This window comes from Klenkia sesuvii, assembly GCF_037083825.1.
Taxonomy (GTDB): domain Bacteria; phylum Actinomycetota; class Actinomycetes; order Mycobacteriales; family Geodermatophilaceae; genus Klenkia; species Klenkia sesuvii.
The window spans coordinates 141,688-155,781 of the sequence record NZ_JBAPLU010000005.1; the positions used below are offsets into that span (position 1 = coordinate 141,688).

At 75.9% G+C, this 14,094-nt stretch carries 12 protein-coding genes; 6 read left to right on the forward strand and 6 right to left on the reverse strand.

The window, feature by feature from the left end; all coding sequences use genetic code 11:
- The first annotated feature begins 119 nt into the window (after nucleotides 1-119).
- The 6 genes from TEK04_RS06905 to TEK04_RS06930 all read left to right on the forward strand — a co-directional run bounded on the left by TEK04_RS06905 (nucleotide 120) and on the right by TEK04_RS06930 (nucleotide 6,726).
- Nucleotides 120-767 (forward strand): DUF3000 domain-containing protein, encoded by a 648-nt coding sequence (locus TEK04_RS06905; protein ID WP_336403587.1) that lies wholly within the window; start codon nucleotides 120-122, stop codon nucleotides 765-767.
- A 120-nt stretch (nucleotides 768-887) separates the two neighbouring features.
- Nucleotides 888-1,556 (forward strand): LuxR C-terminal-related transcriptional regulator, encoded by a 669-nt coding sequence (locus TEK04_RS06910; protein WP_336403588.1) that lies wholly within the window; start codon nucleotides 888-890, stop codon nucleotides 1,554-1,556.
- On the forward strand, nucleotides 1,553-2,782 hold the full coding sequence (locus TEK04_RS06915) for an HRDC domain-containing protein (RefSeq protein ID WP_336403589.1): 1,230 nt from the start codon (nucleotides 1,553-1,555) through the stop codon (nucleotides 2,780-2,782). Before TEK04_RS06910 ends, TEK04_RS06915 begins: the two co-directional genes overlap by 4 nt.
- A gap of 324 nt (nucleotides 2,783-3,106) precedes the next feature.
- On the forward strand, nucleotides 3,107-4,318 hold the full coding sequence (locus TEK04_RS06920) for a thiolase family protein (protein WP_336403590.1): 1,212 nt from the start codon (nucleotides 3,107-3,109) through the stop codon (nucleotides 4,316-4,318).
- Nucleotides 4,315-6,330, forward strand: coding sequence for a 3-hydroxyacyl-CoA dehydrogenase NAD-binding domain-containing protein (locus tag TEK04_RS06925; RefSeq protein ID WP_336403591.1), 2,016 nt, complete (start codon nucleotides 4,315-4,317; stop codon nucleotides 6,328-6,330). Before TEK04_RS06920 ends, TEK04_RS06925 begins: the two co-directional genes overlap by 4 nt.
- A gap of 117 nt (nucleotides 6,331-6,447) precedes the next feature.
- Nucleotides 6,448-6,726, forward strand: a complete 279-nt coding sequence (locus tag TEK04_RS06930; protein WP_336403592.1) for a hypothetical protein — start codon at nucleotides 6,448-6,450, stop codon at nucleotides 6,724-6,726.
- Nucleotides 6,727-6,816: 90 nt separating this feature from the next.
- Here the strand turns inward: TEK04_RS06930 and TEK04_RS06935 are convergent, their stop codons facing one another.
- Genes TEK04_RS06935 through TEK04_RS06960 form a run of 6 tightly spaced genes read right to left on the reverse strand, consistent with a single transcriptional unit; the run spans nucleotide 6,817 to nucleotide 14,027 of the window.
- Nucleotides 6,817-7,098 carry a thiamine-binding protein gene (locus tag TEK04_RS06935; protein WP_336403593.1) on the reverse strand — a complete coding sequence of 94 codons (282 nt, stop codon included), beginning with the start codon at nucleotides 7,096-7,098 and terminating at the stop codon, nucleotides 6,817-6,819.
- Nucleotides 7,085-8,995: a 1-deoxy-D-xylulose-5-phosphate synthase gene (gene dxs, locus TEK04_RS06940; RefSeq protein ID WP_336403594.1), complete on the reverse strand. Its 1,911-nt coding sequence runs from the start codon at nucleotides 8,993-8,995 to the stop codon at nucleotides 7,085-7,087. The genes TEK04_RS06935 and dxs overlap by 14 nt, the downstream gene beginning before the upstream one ends.
- 56 nt (nucleotides 8,996-9,051) lie before the next feature.
- Nucleotides 9,052-9,450 (reverse strand): hypothetical protein, encoded by a 399-nt coding sequence (locus TEK04_RS06945; protein WP_336403595.1) that lies wholly within the window; start codon nucleotides 9,448-9,450, stop codon nucleotides 9,052-9,054.
- A gap of 1 nt (nucleotide 9,451) precedes the next feature.
- Nucleotides 9,452-10,174, reverse strand: a complete 723-nt coding sequence (locus tag TEK04_RS06950; protein ID WP_336403596.1) for an SGNH/GDSL hydrolase family protein — start codon at nucleotides 10,172-10,174, stop codon at nucleotides 9,452-9,454.
- Entirely contained in the window at nucleotides 10,171-12,726 is a 2,556-nt protein-coding gene (locus TEK04_RS06955; protein ID WP_336403597.1) for a bifunctional lysylphosphatidylglycerol flippase/synthetase MprF, read from the reverse strand. The genes TEK04_RS06950 and TEK04_RS06955 overlap by 4 nt, the downstream gene beginning before the upstream one ends.
- Nucleotides 12,723-14,027, reverse strand: a complete 1,305-nt coding sequence (locus tag TEK04_RS06960) for an alpha/beta hydrolase (protein ID WP_336403598.1) — start codon at nucleotides 14,025-14,027, stop codon at nucleotides 12,723-12,725. Before TEK04_RS06960 ends, TEK04_RS06955 begins: the two co-directional genes overlap by 4 nt.
- Nucleotides 14,028-14,094 lie beyond the last annotated feature (67 nt).

Genomic DNA, 14,094 nt, shown 5'->3' on the forward strand with positions numbered 1-14,094 from the left:
CACCGGCGGGCTCCGCGCGACCCGCGCAGCGCGGCACGCCGACGCTCGTCACTCTCCGTGCGTGACCAGTTGGCGCGTCGCACAGGCGGGGTGTCGGTACAGCGACCTACCCTTCGGACGTGGATCCGCAGCGCAGGCCTGGTCGCGCCCCGGGAGGCGAGGCCGAACGGCCCCCACCGCCGGCCGAGTTCCAGGCCGCCCTCGACTCCCTCGCCACGGTCCGTGCCCGGTCGGAGATCGACCTCGAGCACATCCCGGCCCCCCAGCGGCTGGCCCCGTGGTCGCACGCGATCGGTGCCCGGGTCGCCGACCCCGCGGAGGTGGCGGGCGAGGACGACGTCGAGGTGGCCAGCGGCCGGTTCATCGTGCTGCACGACCCCGCCGGCCACGAGGCGTGGGACGGCACCACCCGCTGCGTCGGCTACGTCTCGGCGGTTACCGACGAGTCGATGGTCGACGACCAGATGTTCTCCGAGGTCGCCTGGAGCTGGCTGGTCGAGGCCCTGGCCGACTCGGGTGCCGGCCACCACTCACTCGGCGGCACGGTCACCCGCACCGCCTCCACCCGCTACGGCGACATCGCCGGCCCCGAGCACACCGTCGACGTGGAGATCCGGGCCTCCTGGACCGCCGTCGGCACCGACCTGGACAAGCACCTCACCGCCTGGCTCGAGGTGCTCGGCAACGCCGCCGGTCTGCCCCCACCGGGGGTGCACCTGCTGGGGTCGGCGGGCCACGGCCGGGCGTCCGGCGGCGCCGGCTCCTAGAGTGGGCGGGTTGCTCCATCCGGAGCACATTCGGATGGGCCGACCGCGGCGACGCGCCGGGCGGTCGTGACGCTGGGGTGGTCACCGGTGACGTCGATGCATGCGTGGGCTGGTGGCGCCGTGCTGCCTCCCGATGCCACCGCGCTCGTCGTCGACCCCGCTCCCCTGCTGCGGGAGGCGCTGGCCGCCCGGTTGCGCGCCCTCGGCGCACGCGACGTCGAGGAGGCGGCCGGTCTCGAGGAGGCCCGGGTGCGGGCGCACGTGTCCGGCCCCCGGGCCCTGTGCGTGCTCGACGTCGACCTCCCCGACCCCGCCCACCCGGCCCGTGACCCCGCGCGGGGTCTCGAGCTGCTCCCCGTGCTGCGGGCCGACGGGTGGCCGGTGACGGTCGTGCTCACCTCGGTGACCGACCCGGCCGTCGTCCGGGCAGCGTTCCTGGCCGGCGTCCGCGGCTACGTGCTCAAGTCCTCCCCGCTGGCCGTCCTCACCGAGGGGCTGCAGTGCGCCCTCGCCGGCGGTGACGTCTACGCCGACCCCGCGATCGCCGGCAGCCTCGCGGTCGGCCTGCTCCAGGGGGCCGGCGACGCCGGTCCCGGCACCCTCTCGGCCCGCGAGGTCGACATCCTGCGGCTGGTGGCCGAGGGACACACGAACAAGGAGATCGGTGACGTGGTGGACCTGTCCGCCCTGACGGTGAAGAGCCACCTGGCGCGCATCGCCCGCAAGCTGGGCACCGGGGACCGGTCGCACATGGTGGCCCTGGGCATCCGCAGCGGGGTCATCTCGTGACCGCCGCCGACCCCACGCCGCCGGAGGAGTCCACCGCCGTCCCGTTGCTGGCCCCCCGGGACGGGCTGCCACCGGTCATCGAGACCTCCACGGCCCTGGTCGAGTACGCCGCTGCCCTGCACGAGGGCACCGGCCCGGTGGCCGTCGACGCCGAGCGGGCCTCGGGTTACCGCTACGGGCAGAAGGCCTACCTGGTGCAGCTGCGCCGGGCCGGCAGCGGCACCGGCCTGGTCGACCCCGTCCCGCTGCCGGACCTGTCGCCCGTGCAGGCCGCGATCAGTAACGTCGAATGGGTGCTGCACGCGGCCAACCAGGACCTCCCCTGCCTCGCCGAGATCGGTCTGGTGCCCAGCACGGTGTTCGACACCGAGCTGGCCGCCCGCTTGGCCGGCCTGCCGCGGGTCGGGCTCGGGGCCGTCGTGGAGTCACTGCTCGGGTACAGCCTGCAGAAGGGGCACTCGGCCGCCGACTGGTCGACCCGCCCGCTGCCGACCGACTGGCTGGTCTACGCCGCCCTCGACGTCGAGGTGCTGGTCGAGCTGCGCGACGCCCTGGCGGCGATCCTCGCGGAGCAGGGCAAGACCGAGTGGGCCCGGCAGGAGTTCGCCGCGGTGGTCGCCGCCGGCCCGCCGGCCCCACGGGTCGACCCTTGGCGCCGCACGTCCGGCATGCACGGGCTGCGCAGCCGGCGCCAGCTCGCCGTCCTGCGCGCGCTGTGGGAGGCCCGCGACCTCCTGGCCCGCCGCCGCGACGTCGCCCCCGGGCGGGTGCTGCCGGACTCGGCCATGGTCGCCGCCGTGGCCGCCGACCCGCCGACGGCCGAGGCGCTGGCCGACCTCCCGGTGTTCCGGGGACGCGCCAACCGCAAGATCGCCAGCACCTGGTTCGCCGCGCTGCAGAAGGGCCGCGCCGTGCCCGACGAGCAGCTGCCCCTGCACAGCCTGCCCGGTGACGGTCCCCCGCCGGTGAACCGGTGGGCCGACCGCGACCCGGAGGCCGACACGCGGCTCAAGGCCGCGCGCGCAGGGTTGGCGACGCTGGCCGAGCAGTGGTCGGTGCCGGTGGAGAACCTGCTCTCCCCCGACCTCGTGCGCCGGCTCATGTGGTCACCGCCGGCGGAGGTCACCCCGGCGAGCGTGGCCGGGGTCCTGCGCGCCGGCGGGGCCAGGGAGTGGCAGGTCGACCTCACCCGCGACCTGCTCACCGAGGCGGCGTCCCTGGCCTGAGCGGGGCCGGAGCGGGGCCACCCCCCGGCTCCCGCCGCCCGCCCCGCCTGCCGCGTCCGCCGTCCCGCCGTCCCGCCGTCCCGCCGTCCCGCCGTCCCGCCGACCCGCCGACCCGCCGGGCATGGGAGCCCATGCACCCGGTTCTCGCGGTCATCCGCGGGTGCATGGGCTCCCATGCCTGCCGTGGGGGCAGGGGGGCAGGGCGGGCAGGACGGGCAGGGCGGGCAGGACGGGGTGGTGGCGCAGACGGGGTTACCGACGGGTAACTTGTGCTGCGACGCGGCTCCCCGGCCGCCACCGTCCCTCCCGGAGGTCACCGTGCCCGTGACAGGCGCAGCCCGCTCCCTGCGCGAGGTCGTCTTCGTCGACGGCGTGCGCACCCCGTTCGGCAAGGCCGGCCCGAAGGGCATGTACGCGCAGACCCGCGCCGACGACCTCGTCGTCCGCTGCATCCGCGAGCTCCTGCGGCGCAACCCGCAGCTGCCCGCCGACCGGGTCGACGAGGTCGCCATCGCGGCCACGACCCAGATCGGCGACCAGGGCCTGACCCTGGGTCGCACCGCCGCCCTGCTGGCCGGGCTGCCGAAGAGCGTCCCGGGCTTCGCGATCGACCGCATGTGCGCCGGCGCGATGACCGCCGTCACCACCACCGCCTCGGGGATCGCCTTCGGCGCCTACGACGTCGTCATCGCCGGCGGCGTCGAGCACATGGGTCACCACCCGATGGGCGAGGGTGTCGACCCCAACCCGCGGTTCGTGAGCGAGAAGATCGTCGACTCCTCGGCCCTGGTGATGGGCTCGACCGCGGAGAACCTGCACGACCGCTACCCGCACCTGACCAAGGAGCGAGCGGACGCGTTCGCCGTCGGCAGCCAGGACAAGTACGCCGCCGCGGTCGCCGCCGGCAAGATCGGCCCCGAGCTGGTCACGGTCGCCACCCGCTCGGCAGAGCAGGGCTGGGGCCTGGCCACCGCCGACGAGCCGCCCCGCCCGGGCACCACCGTCGAGGCGCTCGCCGACCTCAAGACCCCGTTCCGGCCGCACGGGCACGTCACCGCCGGCAACGCCGCGGGTCTCAACGACGGCGCGACCGCCTCCCTGCTGGCCGCCGAGGACGTCGCGGTCGAGCTCGACCTGCCCATCGGCATGCGGCTGGTGGGCTTCGGCTTCGCCGGCGTCGAGCCCGAGGTCATGGGTGTCGGCCCGGTGCCGGCCACCGAGAAGGCGCTGGCCAGCACCGGCCTCACCATTGACGACATCGGCTTGTTCGAGCTGAACGAGGCCTTCGCCGTCCAGGTGCTGGCCTTCCTCGACCACTTCGGCATCGCCGACGACGACCCCCGCGTCAACCCGTGGGGCGGGGCCATCGCGGTGGGCCACCCGCTCGCCTCCTCCGGCGTCCGGCTCATGACCCAGCTGTCGCGGCAGTTCGCCGAGCGTCCCGACGTCCGGTACGGGCTCACCGCCATGTGCGTCGGCATCGGCATGGGCGGATCGGTCATCTGGGAGAACCCGGCCTGGGAGGGCGACAAGTGAGCGAGCAGTTCCCCGACGAGGTCGTCACCCAGGCGCTGCTGCGGCAGGTCCGCCTGCCCGGCGTCGAGAAGCCCCTGGCGCTCATCACCCTGGACAACGGGCACGACCACACCCGGCCCTCGACCTTCGGCCCCGGTGGCCTGGACTCCCTCGACTCCGCCCTCGACGAGGCGCTCGCCGCCGACGTCGCGGGCATCGCGGTCACCGGCAAGCCGTTCGTGTTCGCCGTCGGCGCGGACCTCTCCGGCGTCCCGCGGATCGCCAGCCGCGACGACGCGCTGGAGATCGCCCGCCAGGGCCACCGCGTGTTCGCCAAGCTCCGGGACGCCGCCGTCCCGACCTTCGCCTTCGTCAACGGCGCCGCGCTCGGTGGTGGCCTGGAGTTCGCGTTGCACGCCCAGCACCGGACCATCTCGGCGGGGGCGTTCGTGGCCTTCCCCGAGGTGTTCCTCGGCCTGGTGCCCGGGTGGGGCGGCACGCAGCTGCTGCCCCAGCTGATCGGCATCGACGCCGCGGTGTCGGTGATCGTGGAGAACGCGCTGTCGCAGAACCGCATGACCTCGGGCCCGCGCGCGGCGAAGCTCGGCGTCGCCGATGCGCTGTTCGAGCCCGCCGACTTCCTCGAGCGGTCGCTGGAGTGGGCCGCCGGGGTGCTCACCGGTGCGGTCACGGTCGACCGCCCGGACGCCGACCCGGCCGCCTGGGACGACGCGATCGCCCGCGCCCGGCAGGTGGTGGCCGCACGGACCCGCAACGCCTCCCCGGCCGCCGTCCGGGCCGTCGACCTGCTCGAGCTGGCCCGCACCGCGTCGTTCGCCGACGGCACCGCGGCCGAGGACGAGGCGCTGGCCGACCTGATCATGACGCCGGAGCTGCGCAGCTCGCTCTACGCCTTCGACCTGACCCAGAAGCGGGCCAAGCGGCCGGCCGGGGCGCCGGACAGGGCGCTGGCGCGGAAGGTCACCAAGGTCGGCGTCGTCGGCGCCGGGCTCATGGCCTCGCAGCTGGCACTGCTGTTCCTGCGCCGGATAGAGGTGCCCGTCGTGCTCACCGACGTCGACCAGGCGCGGGTGGACAAGGGCGTGGGCTGGGTGCACGGCGAGCTGGACAAGCTCGCCGGCAAGGGGCGGCTGTCCCCCGACGCGCTCAACCGGCTGAAGGGCCTGGTGTCCGGCTCGCTGGAGAAGAGCGCGTTCGCCGACGCCGACCTGGTCATCGAAGCGGTGTTCGAGGAGCTGTCGGTCAAGCAGCAGGTGTTCGCCGAGGTCGAGGCGGTGGTGTCGGCGGAGTGCGTGCTGGCCACCAACACCTCCGCGCTGTCGATCACCGACATGGCCGCCGACCTCCAGCACCCGGAGCGGGTCGTCGGCATGCACTTCTTCAACCCGGTCGCGGTGCTGCCGCTGCTGGAGGTCGTGCGAGCCGCGGAGACCGACGACGCCACGCTGGCGACGGCCTTCGCGGTCGGCAAGGCGCTCAAGAAGTCGTGCGTGCTGGTCGCCGACGCACCGGCGTTCGTGGTCAACCGGCTGCTCACCCGGTTCCTCGGCGAGGTCACCGCAGCCGTCGACGCCGGCACGCCGGTGGAGGTCGCCGAGCGGGCGCTGGACCCGCTGGGCCTGCCGATGACGCCGTTCGAGCTGCTGTCGCTGGTCGGTCCGCCGGTCGCGCTGCACGTCGCGGAGCGCATGCACGAGGCCTTCCCCGACCGGTTCGCCGTGGGCGAGGGCCTGCGCCGCATGGTCGAGCTGCGCAAGGCGAGCGTGTTCAGCGAGCCCGGCGTCGTCGACCCCGACCTGGCGGCGGTCTTCCAGGGCGGCTCCGGGGGCCCGGACGCCGAGCAGCTGCGCGCGAACGCCGAGCGGGCACTGGCCGAGGAGATCGGGCTCATGCTCGACGAGGGCGTGGTGCAGGCGGTCGAGGACATCGACCTCGCCATGCTGCTCGGCGCCGGCTGGCCGTTCTGGCTGGGCGGCATCAGCCCCTACCTGGAGCGGGCCGGCGCGCTGTAGGGCTCGGCCCGTCCCGTCCGCACTCCCTGGCTCGCGCGCGGACGGGACGCCCCCTCTCGGCGTGCTGAATGCGCAGTCCTCGCTCCGACCGCGCAGCGACCACGCCACGATGGGGGCGTGGACGTCGAGGTGAACGCACTGGCGCTGAACGTGACCATCCCCGCGCACCTGCGGTGGACCGACGTCCGGCGGGGCGAGGAGTTCACACTGCAGACGCTCACCGTGCGGCTGCTGCCCGGCGGCACCCCGGCCGCCAAGGCGTACGGCCGACCCACGGCCGGCGGGCGGGGCGCCTACGTGTCCTTCCCCGTGCCCGACCGGCCCGAGCTCACCGAGCTGATCGAGGCGGCCGCCGCCCGCGCCGCCGGCCTGTGGGCCGCCGCCGGCCGGAGTTGATCACGGACCCCAGGACACCCGCCCGCGGCGCGTCGCGCGCACAGGTCCGTGATCAACTCCGGGAGGGGCCGGGGGGAGGGGCCGGGGGGGCTAGCGGAAGCTGTCGGTGAGGCTGTGCATTGTCCGGTTGACCTCGGCGACCTTGATGTGGCTGATGCCCGCGGTCGCGCCGGCGGCCAGCATCGCCTCGTGCACCGCGCGCAGGGTGGCCCACACCTGGTCGGCCTCGCCCTCCAGCGTGGTGCCCAGCGCGCCCACCTCGTAGGGCAGGCCCGACGCCTGGATGACCGCGATCGCGGCCTTGACGTGCGCGTAGGGCTCCTCGGCGGTGCCGGCCGGCGACGGCGCGACCTGGATCTCAGCGATCAGCACGGTTCTCCTCGGTGTCGGGGCTGCGGTCGGCGATGCGGGCGGCCCACTCGACCACGCGGCGGGCGACGTCCTGCTCGGTGAGGCCGTGCTCGGCCAGCACCTCGCCCCGGGAACCGTGCTCGAGGAACACCTGCGGCAGGCCCAGGCAGCGCACCGGGACGTCGACCTCGGCGTCGCGCAGCGCGGCGGCGAGGGTCTCCCCCACCCCGCCCGAGCGGCCACCGTCCTCGAGGGTGACGACCAGCCTGTACCCGGCGCACATCGCCACCAGCTCGGGCGAGGCCGGCAGCACCCACCGGGGGTCGACCACGGTGACCTCGATGCCGTGCTGCGCGGCCCGCTCGGCGGCACCCAGCCCGGCGGGCACCAGCGACCCGCAGGCGACGAGCAGGACCTCCGGCTGGGCCGCGCGGCGCAGCACGTCGACCGGGCCCACCCGCTCCAGGGCCGGCACCGAGGCGAGCACGGCCCCCTTGGGGAAGCGCAGCACGGTGGGCCCGTCGGTGACGGCCAGCGCCTCGCGCAGCTCCTCCCGCAGCGTCTCCTCGTCGCGCGGCATGGCCATGCGCAAGCCGGGGACGACGGCGCAGATGGAGGTGTCCCACATGCCGTTGTGCGAGGCGCCGTCGGTGCCGGTGACCCCGGCCCGGTCCAGGACGACGGTGACCGGTTGGCGGTGCAGCGCGACGTCCATGAGCAGCTGGTCGAAGGCCCGGTTGAGGAACGTGGAGTACACCGCGACCACCGGGTGCAGGCCGGCCATGGCCAGACCCGCCGCCGAGGTCAGGGCGTGCTGCTCGGCGATGCCGACGTCGAAGGTGCGCTCGGGCCAGCGCTCGGCGAAGGCGGCCAACCCGGTGGGGTGCAGCATCGCGGCGGTGATGGCGACGACGTCGCTGCGCTCGCCGCCGACGGCCACCAGCTCGTCGGAGAACGCCGTCGTCCAGTCGCGGCCGGCGGCGGCCGGGCTCACCCCGCTGTCGGGGTCGAAGACGCCGGTGGCGTGCCAGGCGTCGACGGTGTCGCTCTCGGCCGGGGCGTACCCGAACCCCTTGGTGGTCACCGCGTGCACGATGACCGGCCCGCCGAAGGCACGGGCGCGGCGCAGTGCCGACTCCAGTCCGGCGATGTCGTGGCCGTCGACCGGACCCACGTACTTCATGCCCAGGTCCTCGAACATTCCCTGCGGCGACAGGACGTCCTTGAGGCCCTTCTTGATGGCGTGCAGGGCGTCGTAGAGCGCGGTGCCCACCACCGGGGTGCGGGTGACCGACTGCCGGACGGCGAGCAGCGCCTGCTCGTAGCCCGGGCGCAGGCGGAGGGTGGCCAACGCGTCGGCGACCCCACCGATGGTCGGCGAGTAGGACCGGCCGTTGTCGTTGACCACGATGACCACGGGGCGGTCCTGGGCGGCGGCGATGTTGTTCAGCGCTTCCCATGCCATGCCGCCGGTGAGCGCGCCGTCGCCGATGACCGCGACCACCGGCCGCACGTCATCGCGCACGGCGAAGGCCTTGGCCAACCCGTCGGCGTAGGACAGCGAGGTGGAGGCGTGGCTGTTCTCCACCCAGTCGTGCTCGCTCTCGGCCCGCGACGGGTAGCCCGACAGGCCGCCGCGCTGGCGCAGCCCGGTGAAGCCCTCGAGCCGGCCGGTGAGCAGCTTGTGCACGTAGGACTGGTGGCCGGTGTCGAAGACCACCGGCTCGCGCGGGGAGTCGAAGACCCGGTGCACCGCGATGGTCAGCTCGACCACACCCAGGTTGGGGCCCAGGTGCCCCCCCGTGCGGGCCACGCTGGTGACCAGGGCGTCGCGGATCTCCGCGGCCAGCACGGGCAGCTGGTCGGGGGCCAGCGCGCGCAGGTCGGCGGGCCCGGAGAGCGAACGGAGCAACGACACGGCGGGACGGGGTCCTCTCAGGGGCATCAGGGGCCTCGACTGTAGTCGCGGGACGATCACAGCCGAGGCGCCCAACGATCCCCCCGCAGGGCCCCGCCCACCACCTCGACGCCGCGGGCGGCGGCCGCCAACCGGGCGCCCTCGCGCTCGTAGGCGGCCATGGCGGCCTCCATCGCCTCGGGCGGGAGCTCGTCGGCCAGCTCGACCCGCACGGTGCGCCACCCCGCCCGCGCGGCCTCCAGCCCGGCGGCCACGTGGTCGGCGGCGAAGCGGGCCAGCAGCACCGGGTAGCGGCGCAGCACCTCGTGCGCGCGGTACTCCGGCGGCACCAGGTCGTAGAGCCAGGCGATCGCCGTGCGCTCCCAGTCGGGGGCCCCGGGTGGGCGCACCTGCTCGGGCCACCCGGGCGGCGCCGTGCCGTCCCGGCCGGTGGTCGGGCGGTCGGGTGCGGGCACGTCAGCCAGTGTGCCCCGGGGGTACGACAGCGGCCGGGGTCGTGCCGGCAGGGTCGTCGGGGTGCAGCACCGCCTCGTGCAGCGCCGCGCCGATGCGCGCCGCGGCCGCCTCGGTGGGGTGCACCCCGTCCGGGGTCGTGCCGTCGCGCCAGCCGCCGTCCCCGTCGCGCACCGCGGTCATCGGGTCGACGAACTGCCAGCCCTCCTCGCGCGCCAACCCGGCCAGGGCGTCGTCGAGGGCGGCCAGGTGCGGGCCGAGCCCGTCCTCGGGCGCCACGGCCGAGAGCAGCACGCGCGGGACGCCGACGACGTCGGCGATGCGCACCAGGTTGGCCAGCACCGTCGAGGTGGGCACGCCGAGGTCGACGTCGTTGTTGCCGGCCATGAGCACGAGCACGTCGGCCTGCACCGGACCGACGGCGGCGAGGGCGTCACCCGTGGTCGCCCCCGAGTGCGCCCACCCGCCCAGGACGTCGACCCCGCCGCCGGTGGCCCACCACGCCCACGAGCTGGCGTCGTAGTCGCCGTCGTCGAAGTCGGGGCTGCCCATCTCGGTGATCGAGTCGCCCACGACCACCACCCGCACGGGCGGGCCGGCACCGGCAGCGGCACCGTCGGTCCCGGCCGCCGCCGGGACGACGGCCGCTCCGCACCCGGTGGCCAGCAGCCCCACCGCCGACCCCACCGCGAGCAGCGGCGCCGCCCGCCGCCGGGGCCGGGTCACCGGGTGCCCGCGTCGACCAGCGGGGCGGACGGGGCCGGCGTCGGGCCGGGCTGCGGCGCCGACGGACCCGGACCACCCGGGCGGGTGGTCGGCCGGCGCCGGCCGGCCAGCAGGGCGCGGCCCAGCCGCACCGCCTGCCCGGCCGACAGGTGCGGCAGGTAGGCCAGGGAGACCGCGCGGGCGATGCGCGGCAGGTCGGCCGGGTCCAGGTGCACCAACCACAGGGGTCGGTGCCGCGGCTGGAACTTGGCCTTGAAGGCCAGCAGCGAGCGGAAGCCGTAGACCGGCTCCACCAGCCGGCCGGTGGCCTCCAGCAGCCGGGCGAGCGCGTCGCTCTCCCCGTCGTCGGGGAAGGCGAGCGGGGCGCCGGACAGGCTCACGAAGGAGCACCCCTCTGCCTGGAAGGTCAGCGCGGCGGTGCCGACCAGGAACTCCATCGTGCCCGGCGGGCAACCGGGGCTGCGCCGCATCAGGTCGAGGGTCCAGCCGACCCGCACGCCGTCCCGGGTGGCGGGCAGCCAGCTGGTGATGCCGTGCACCCGGCCGCCGGGGCCCACCGACAGCAGGCAGCGCACGGCCGGGTCGGCGAGCTCGTCGAGGCCGCCCAGGGTGAACCCCATCTCGGGCAGCCCCTTGCCGGCCAGCCACTCCTCCGAGGACCGGGCGACCTGCTCGCGCAGGGCGAGCGGGGCATCGGCCCAGCGCAGCCACACCGCCTGGACGCCGTCCCGCGCGGCCCGGTTGATCGCCGTGCGCACGTCCTGCCACTTCTTGCCGGTGTAGGCCAGCTCCCCCAGCGGCAGCCAGGTCTCGCTGGCCACCTGCACCCGGCGCCCGCCGGGCAGGGCGTCGACCACCACGTCGGTGACGGAGTACCAGCAGGGCGTCCAGCCCTGGGCGAGGCTCCAGGCGGTGAACCCGGTGACCGCCGCGGCCCGGGCCGCGGGCGGGCCCACCGGGTCCCCGGTGGTGAGCGCGACCCCGCCGACCACGCGGAAGGCCACCACGGCCTCGCCGTCGGGGGTGAACCACCAGCGGTTGCCCACCCAGGTGGTCATGAACGACAGCGCACCCTCGCCGTGCCGGTCGACCAGGGCCCGCGCACGGGCGGCGTCCCCCTGCGGCACGGCCGGCCGGACGACGGCCCACGCCGTGCCCACCAGCACCGCCCAGCAGACCACCCCGGTCCAGTTGGCCAGCACCCGGGCCGCCCCGCGGAGGGGGGCGACCCGCGGCAGCACCTCCCCCAGCCAACCCGGCGGGAGAATGCGGGCCGGCAGGTCGGCGAGCAGCCGGGCCACGGTCGGCGGCTGCGCCCAGTCACCGCGCAGGAGCACACCGGCCCCCACGTAGACCAGCACGACCAGGCCCAGCCCGGCAGCGGCCAGCGCGGCCCACCGGCGGGCCGCGCCCGGGGCGGCCGCCACCGGGAACCGGTTCCGGGTGAGCAGCAGCAGGACCAGCACAGCACCGGGAGCCACGACCGGTGACCACAGCGCCACCGCGGGCAACCCCGCCCGGGCCGTGTGCAGCACCGACACCGCCGCCTGCGGGTGGCGCAGGACGACGGCGACCACGACCGCACCGACGACGGTCAGCGCGCCGCTGAAGACGACGGCGCCGAACCAGGCCGCGCGGCGCCCCCGGCGCAGGCCCTCGGCCAGCACCAGCTGGAGCAGCACGGGCAGCGCGGACAGCAGCTCGGGACCGAGGCCGCCGAGGCGGGCGCGCTCCAGCAGCACCCGGCAGGTCGTCGCGGCCCCGCCGGCGCAGACCTGCTGGACCTGGGCGGCCGTCGGCGTGCCCGAGACGAAGAGGTGGCTGACCACCGACCAGGGCCCCTCGGCCGTGCGGGACAGCGCGGCCAGCAGCGGGCCCACCGCGGCCGCCGCCACCACGAGCGCCACCAGCGCCCGCGACTCCCGGCGGCTGACGACGCCGCGCTCGGGTCGCACGCCGGTGCGCCGGGCACGCCACCGCGCAAACGCCACGCCGCCGCCCAGGCCCAGCAGCCAGCCGGCGAGGCGGTGCAGGTCCCCGGCGGTGCCCGAGTAGAGGACCTGCATGACCAGGACGACGCCCAGCACGAGCCGGGTCCGCCGGCGCAGCAGCGGGGTGGCCACGGCGGTGGCGGCCCCGACGACGGCGACGACCCCGGGCAGCGGGCCGGTGACCACCGCCTGCACCAGGAACCGGCCCCACCAGGCGCTGGTGTCCTGCAGCAGGACGGCCACCGCGGTGGCCAGCACCCCGGCCGCCACCTGCCCCAGCAGCCAGGTGGTCGCCGTCCAGCGGCTGCCGAGCCGGTGTTCGACCGGCCCGAGCAGCGCGCCCACGAGCAGCACGGCCACGACCGCCTCCCGCGGCCCCGACGTGACCAGCCCGGCGGTCAGCAGCGTCCACCACCGGCCCTGCTCCAGCGGCGGCACACCGGTGCCCCAGTGGGCGGGCACGGCGAGCACGGCGCTGGCCACCAGCACCGCGGCCAGGCCGACGGTGACCGGCACCCGGCGCAGCACCCGCACGACGGCAGCTGTGACGGTGCCGGTCACGAAGGCAGGCCCGTCCGCTGGGCCAGCCACGGGATCGAGCCCTCGAACCCGGGCCCCGAGACGTCCCACGAGTGCGCCCCGGGCAGCTGGGTGGTGGTGACGGTCGCGCCGGCCCCCTGCAGGGCCGCGGTGATCTCCTGGGCCTGCGGCAGGTAGTCGTGGTCGTCGGACCCGACGACCACGTAGGCGTGCAGGTCGGGGTAGCGGTGGGCGGCGAGCAGGTGCAGCGGGTCGACGGCGTCGAAGGCGGCCTCGCTGCCCCCGAAGGCCGCCTGCAGCGTCTGGGCCTGGCTGCCCAGCGTGGGTGCCCGCTGCCCGGAGGCGATGAACGCCGTGGGGAACAGGTCGGGGTGGTTGGTCGCCAGCTGCAGGGCGCAGGTCCCGCCGTAGGAGAACCCGCCCACCGCCCAGTCGGCGTGGTCGGTGTCCACCTGCAGGTGCGCGGCGACCCAGGCCGGCACGTCGACCGACAGGTACGTGTCGGCGTTGCCCAGCGGCGAGTCGGTGCACAACGGGTTGCTGGCCTCCCCGCCCAGGTCGTCGGGCATGACCACGACCGGCGCCAGGCCGTGGTGGGCGTCGGCCCAGGCGTCCAGGCGCTGGGCGATCTGGCCGCCGTCGACCCAGTCGCGCGGGCTGCCCGGCTGCCCGCCGAGCATGATCCACACCGGCAGGGCCGGGCGGTCCGCCGTCAGGTAGGCCGGGGGCAGGTACACCCAGGCCGGTCGGGCCGGGAAACCCGAGGTGGTGGCCGGGATGGTCACCTGGGAGAGGGCGCCGGTGGTCGGCATGCCCGCCGGCGGCGTCCAGTCGGCCAGCGACGCCGAGCTGACCGAGGCGTCGGTGAGCACGTCCCGCGCGTCGACCTGGTCGTAGGGCGGCAGCTGCAGCGCCGCGGCCACCGTGGGGAACGGCTGGTACACCTGGTTCACGCCGTTGGCCGCCCCGAGGACGACGGCGACCAGCGCGGTCACGGCGAGCACGCGGCGCCACCACCGCTGCCCCCGCCAGCCGACCACCGCCAGGGTGATGCCGAGGAAGCCCAGGCCGGTCCACAGGGGCACGGTCCACGGCAGGCCGTCGGGGAACGGCTTGGTGATGACCAGCAGCAGCTGCGCCACCCCCACCAGCGCCGCGGCGGCGACCAGCGCCACGGGGACTCGCCGGGTGAACCAGCGCCGGTCGTGCCGGGCCGCCAGCAGGACAGCCAGCCCGACGACCAGGGCGGCCAGCAGCCCCACGTACAGGGGCCCGGACACCAGCCTCAGCGCGACGAACGACCGCCACAGCTCCGCGAGCACTTCACCCTCCCAGGTCGACGCGGGACACGGTCGAGGAGCGGGCTGGGAGCTCCCGGGGGACCCCCTG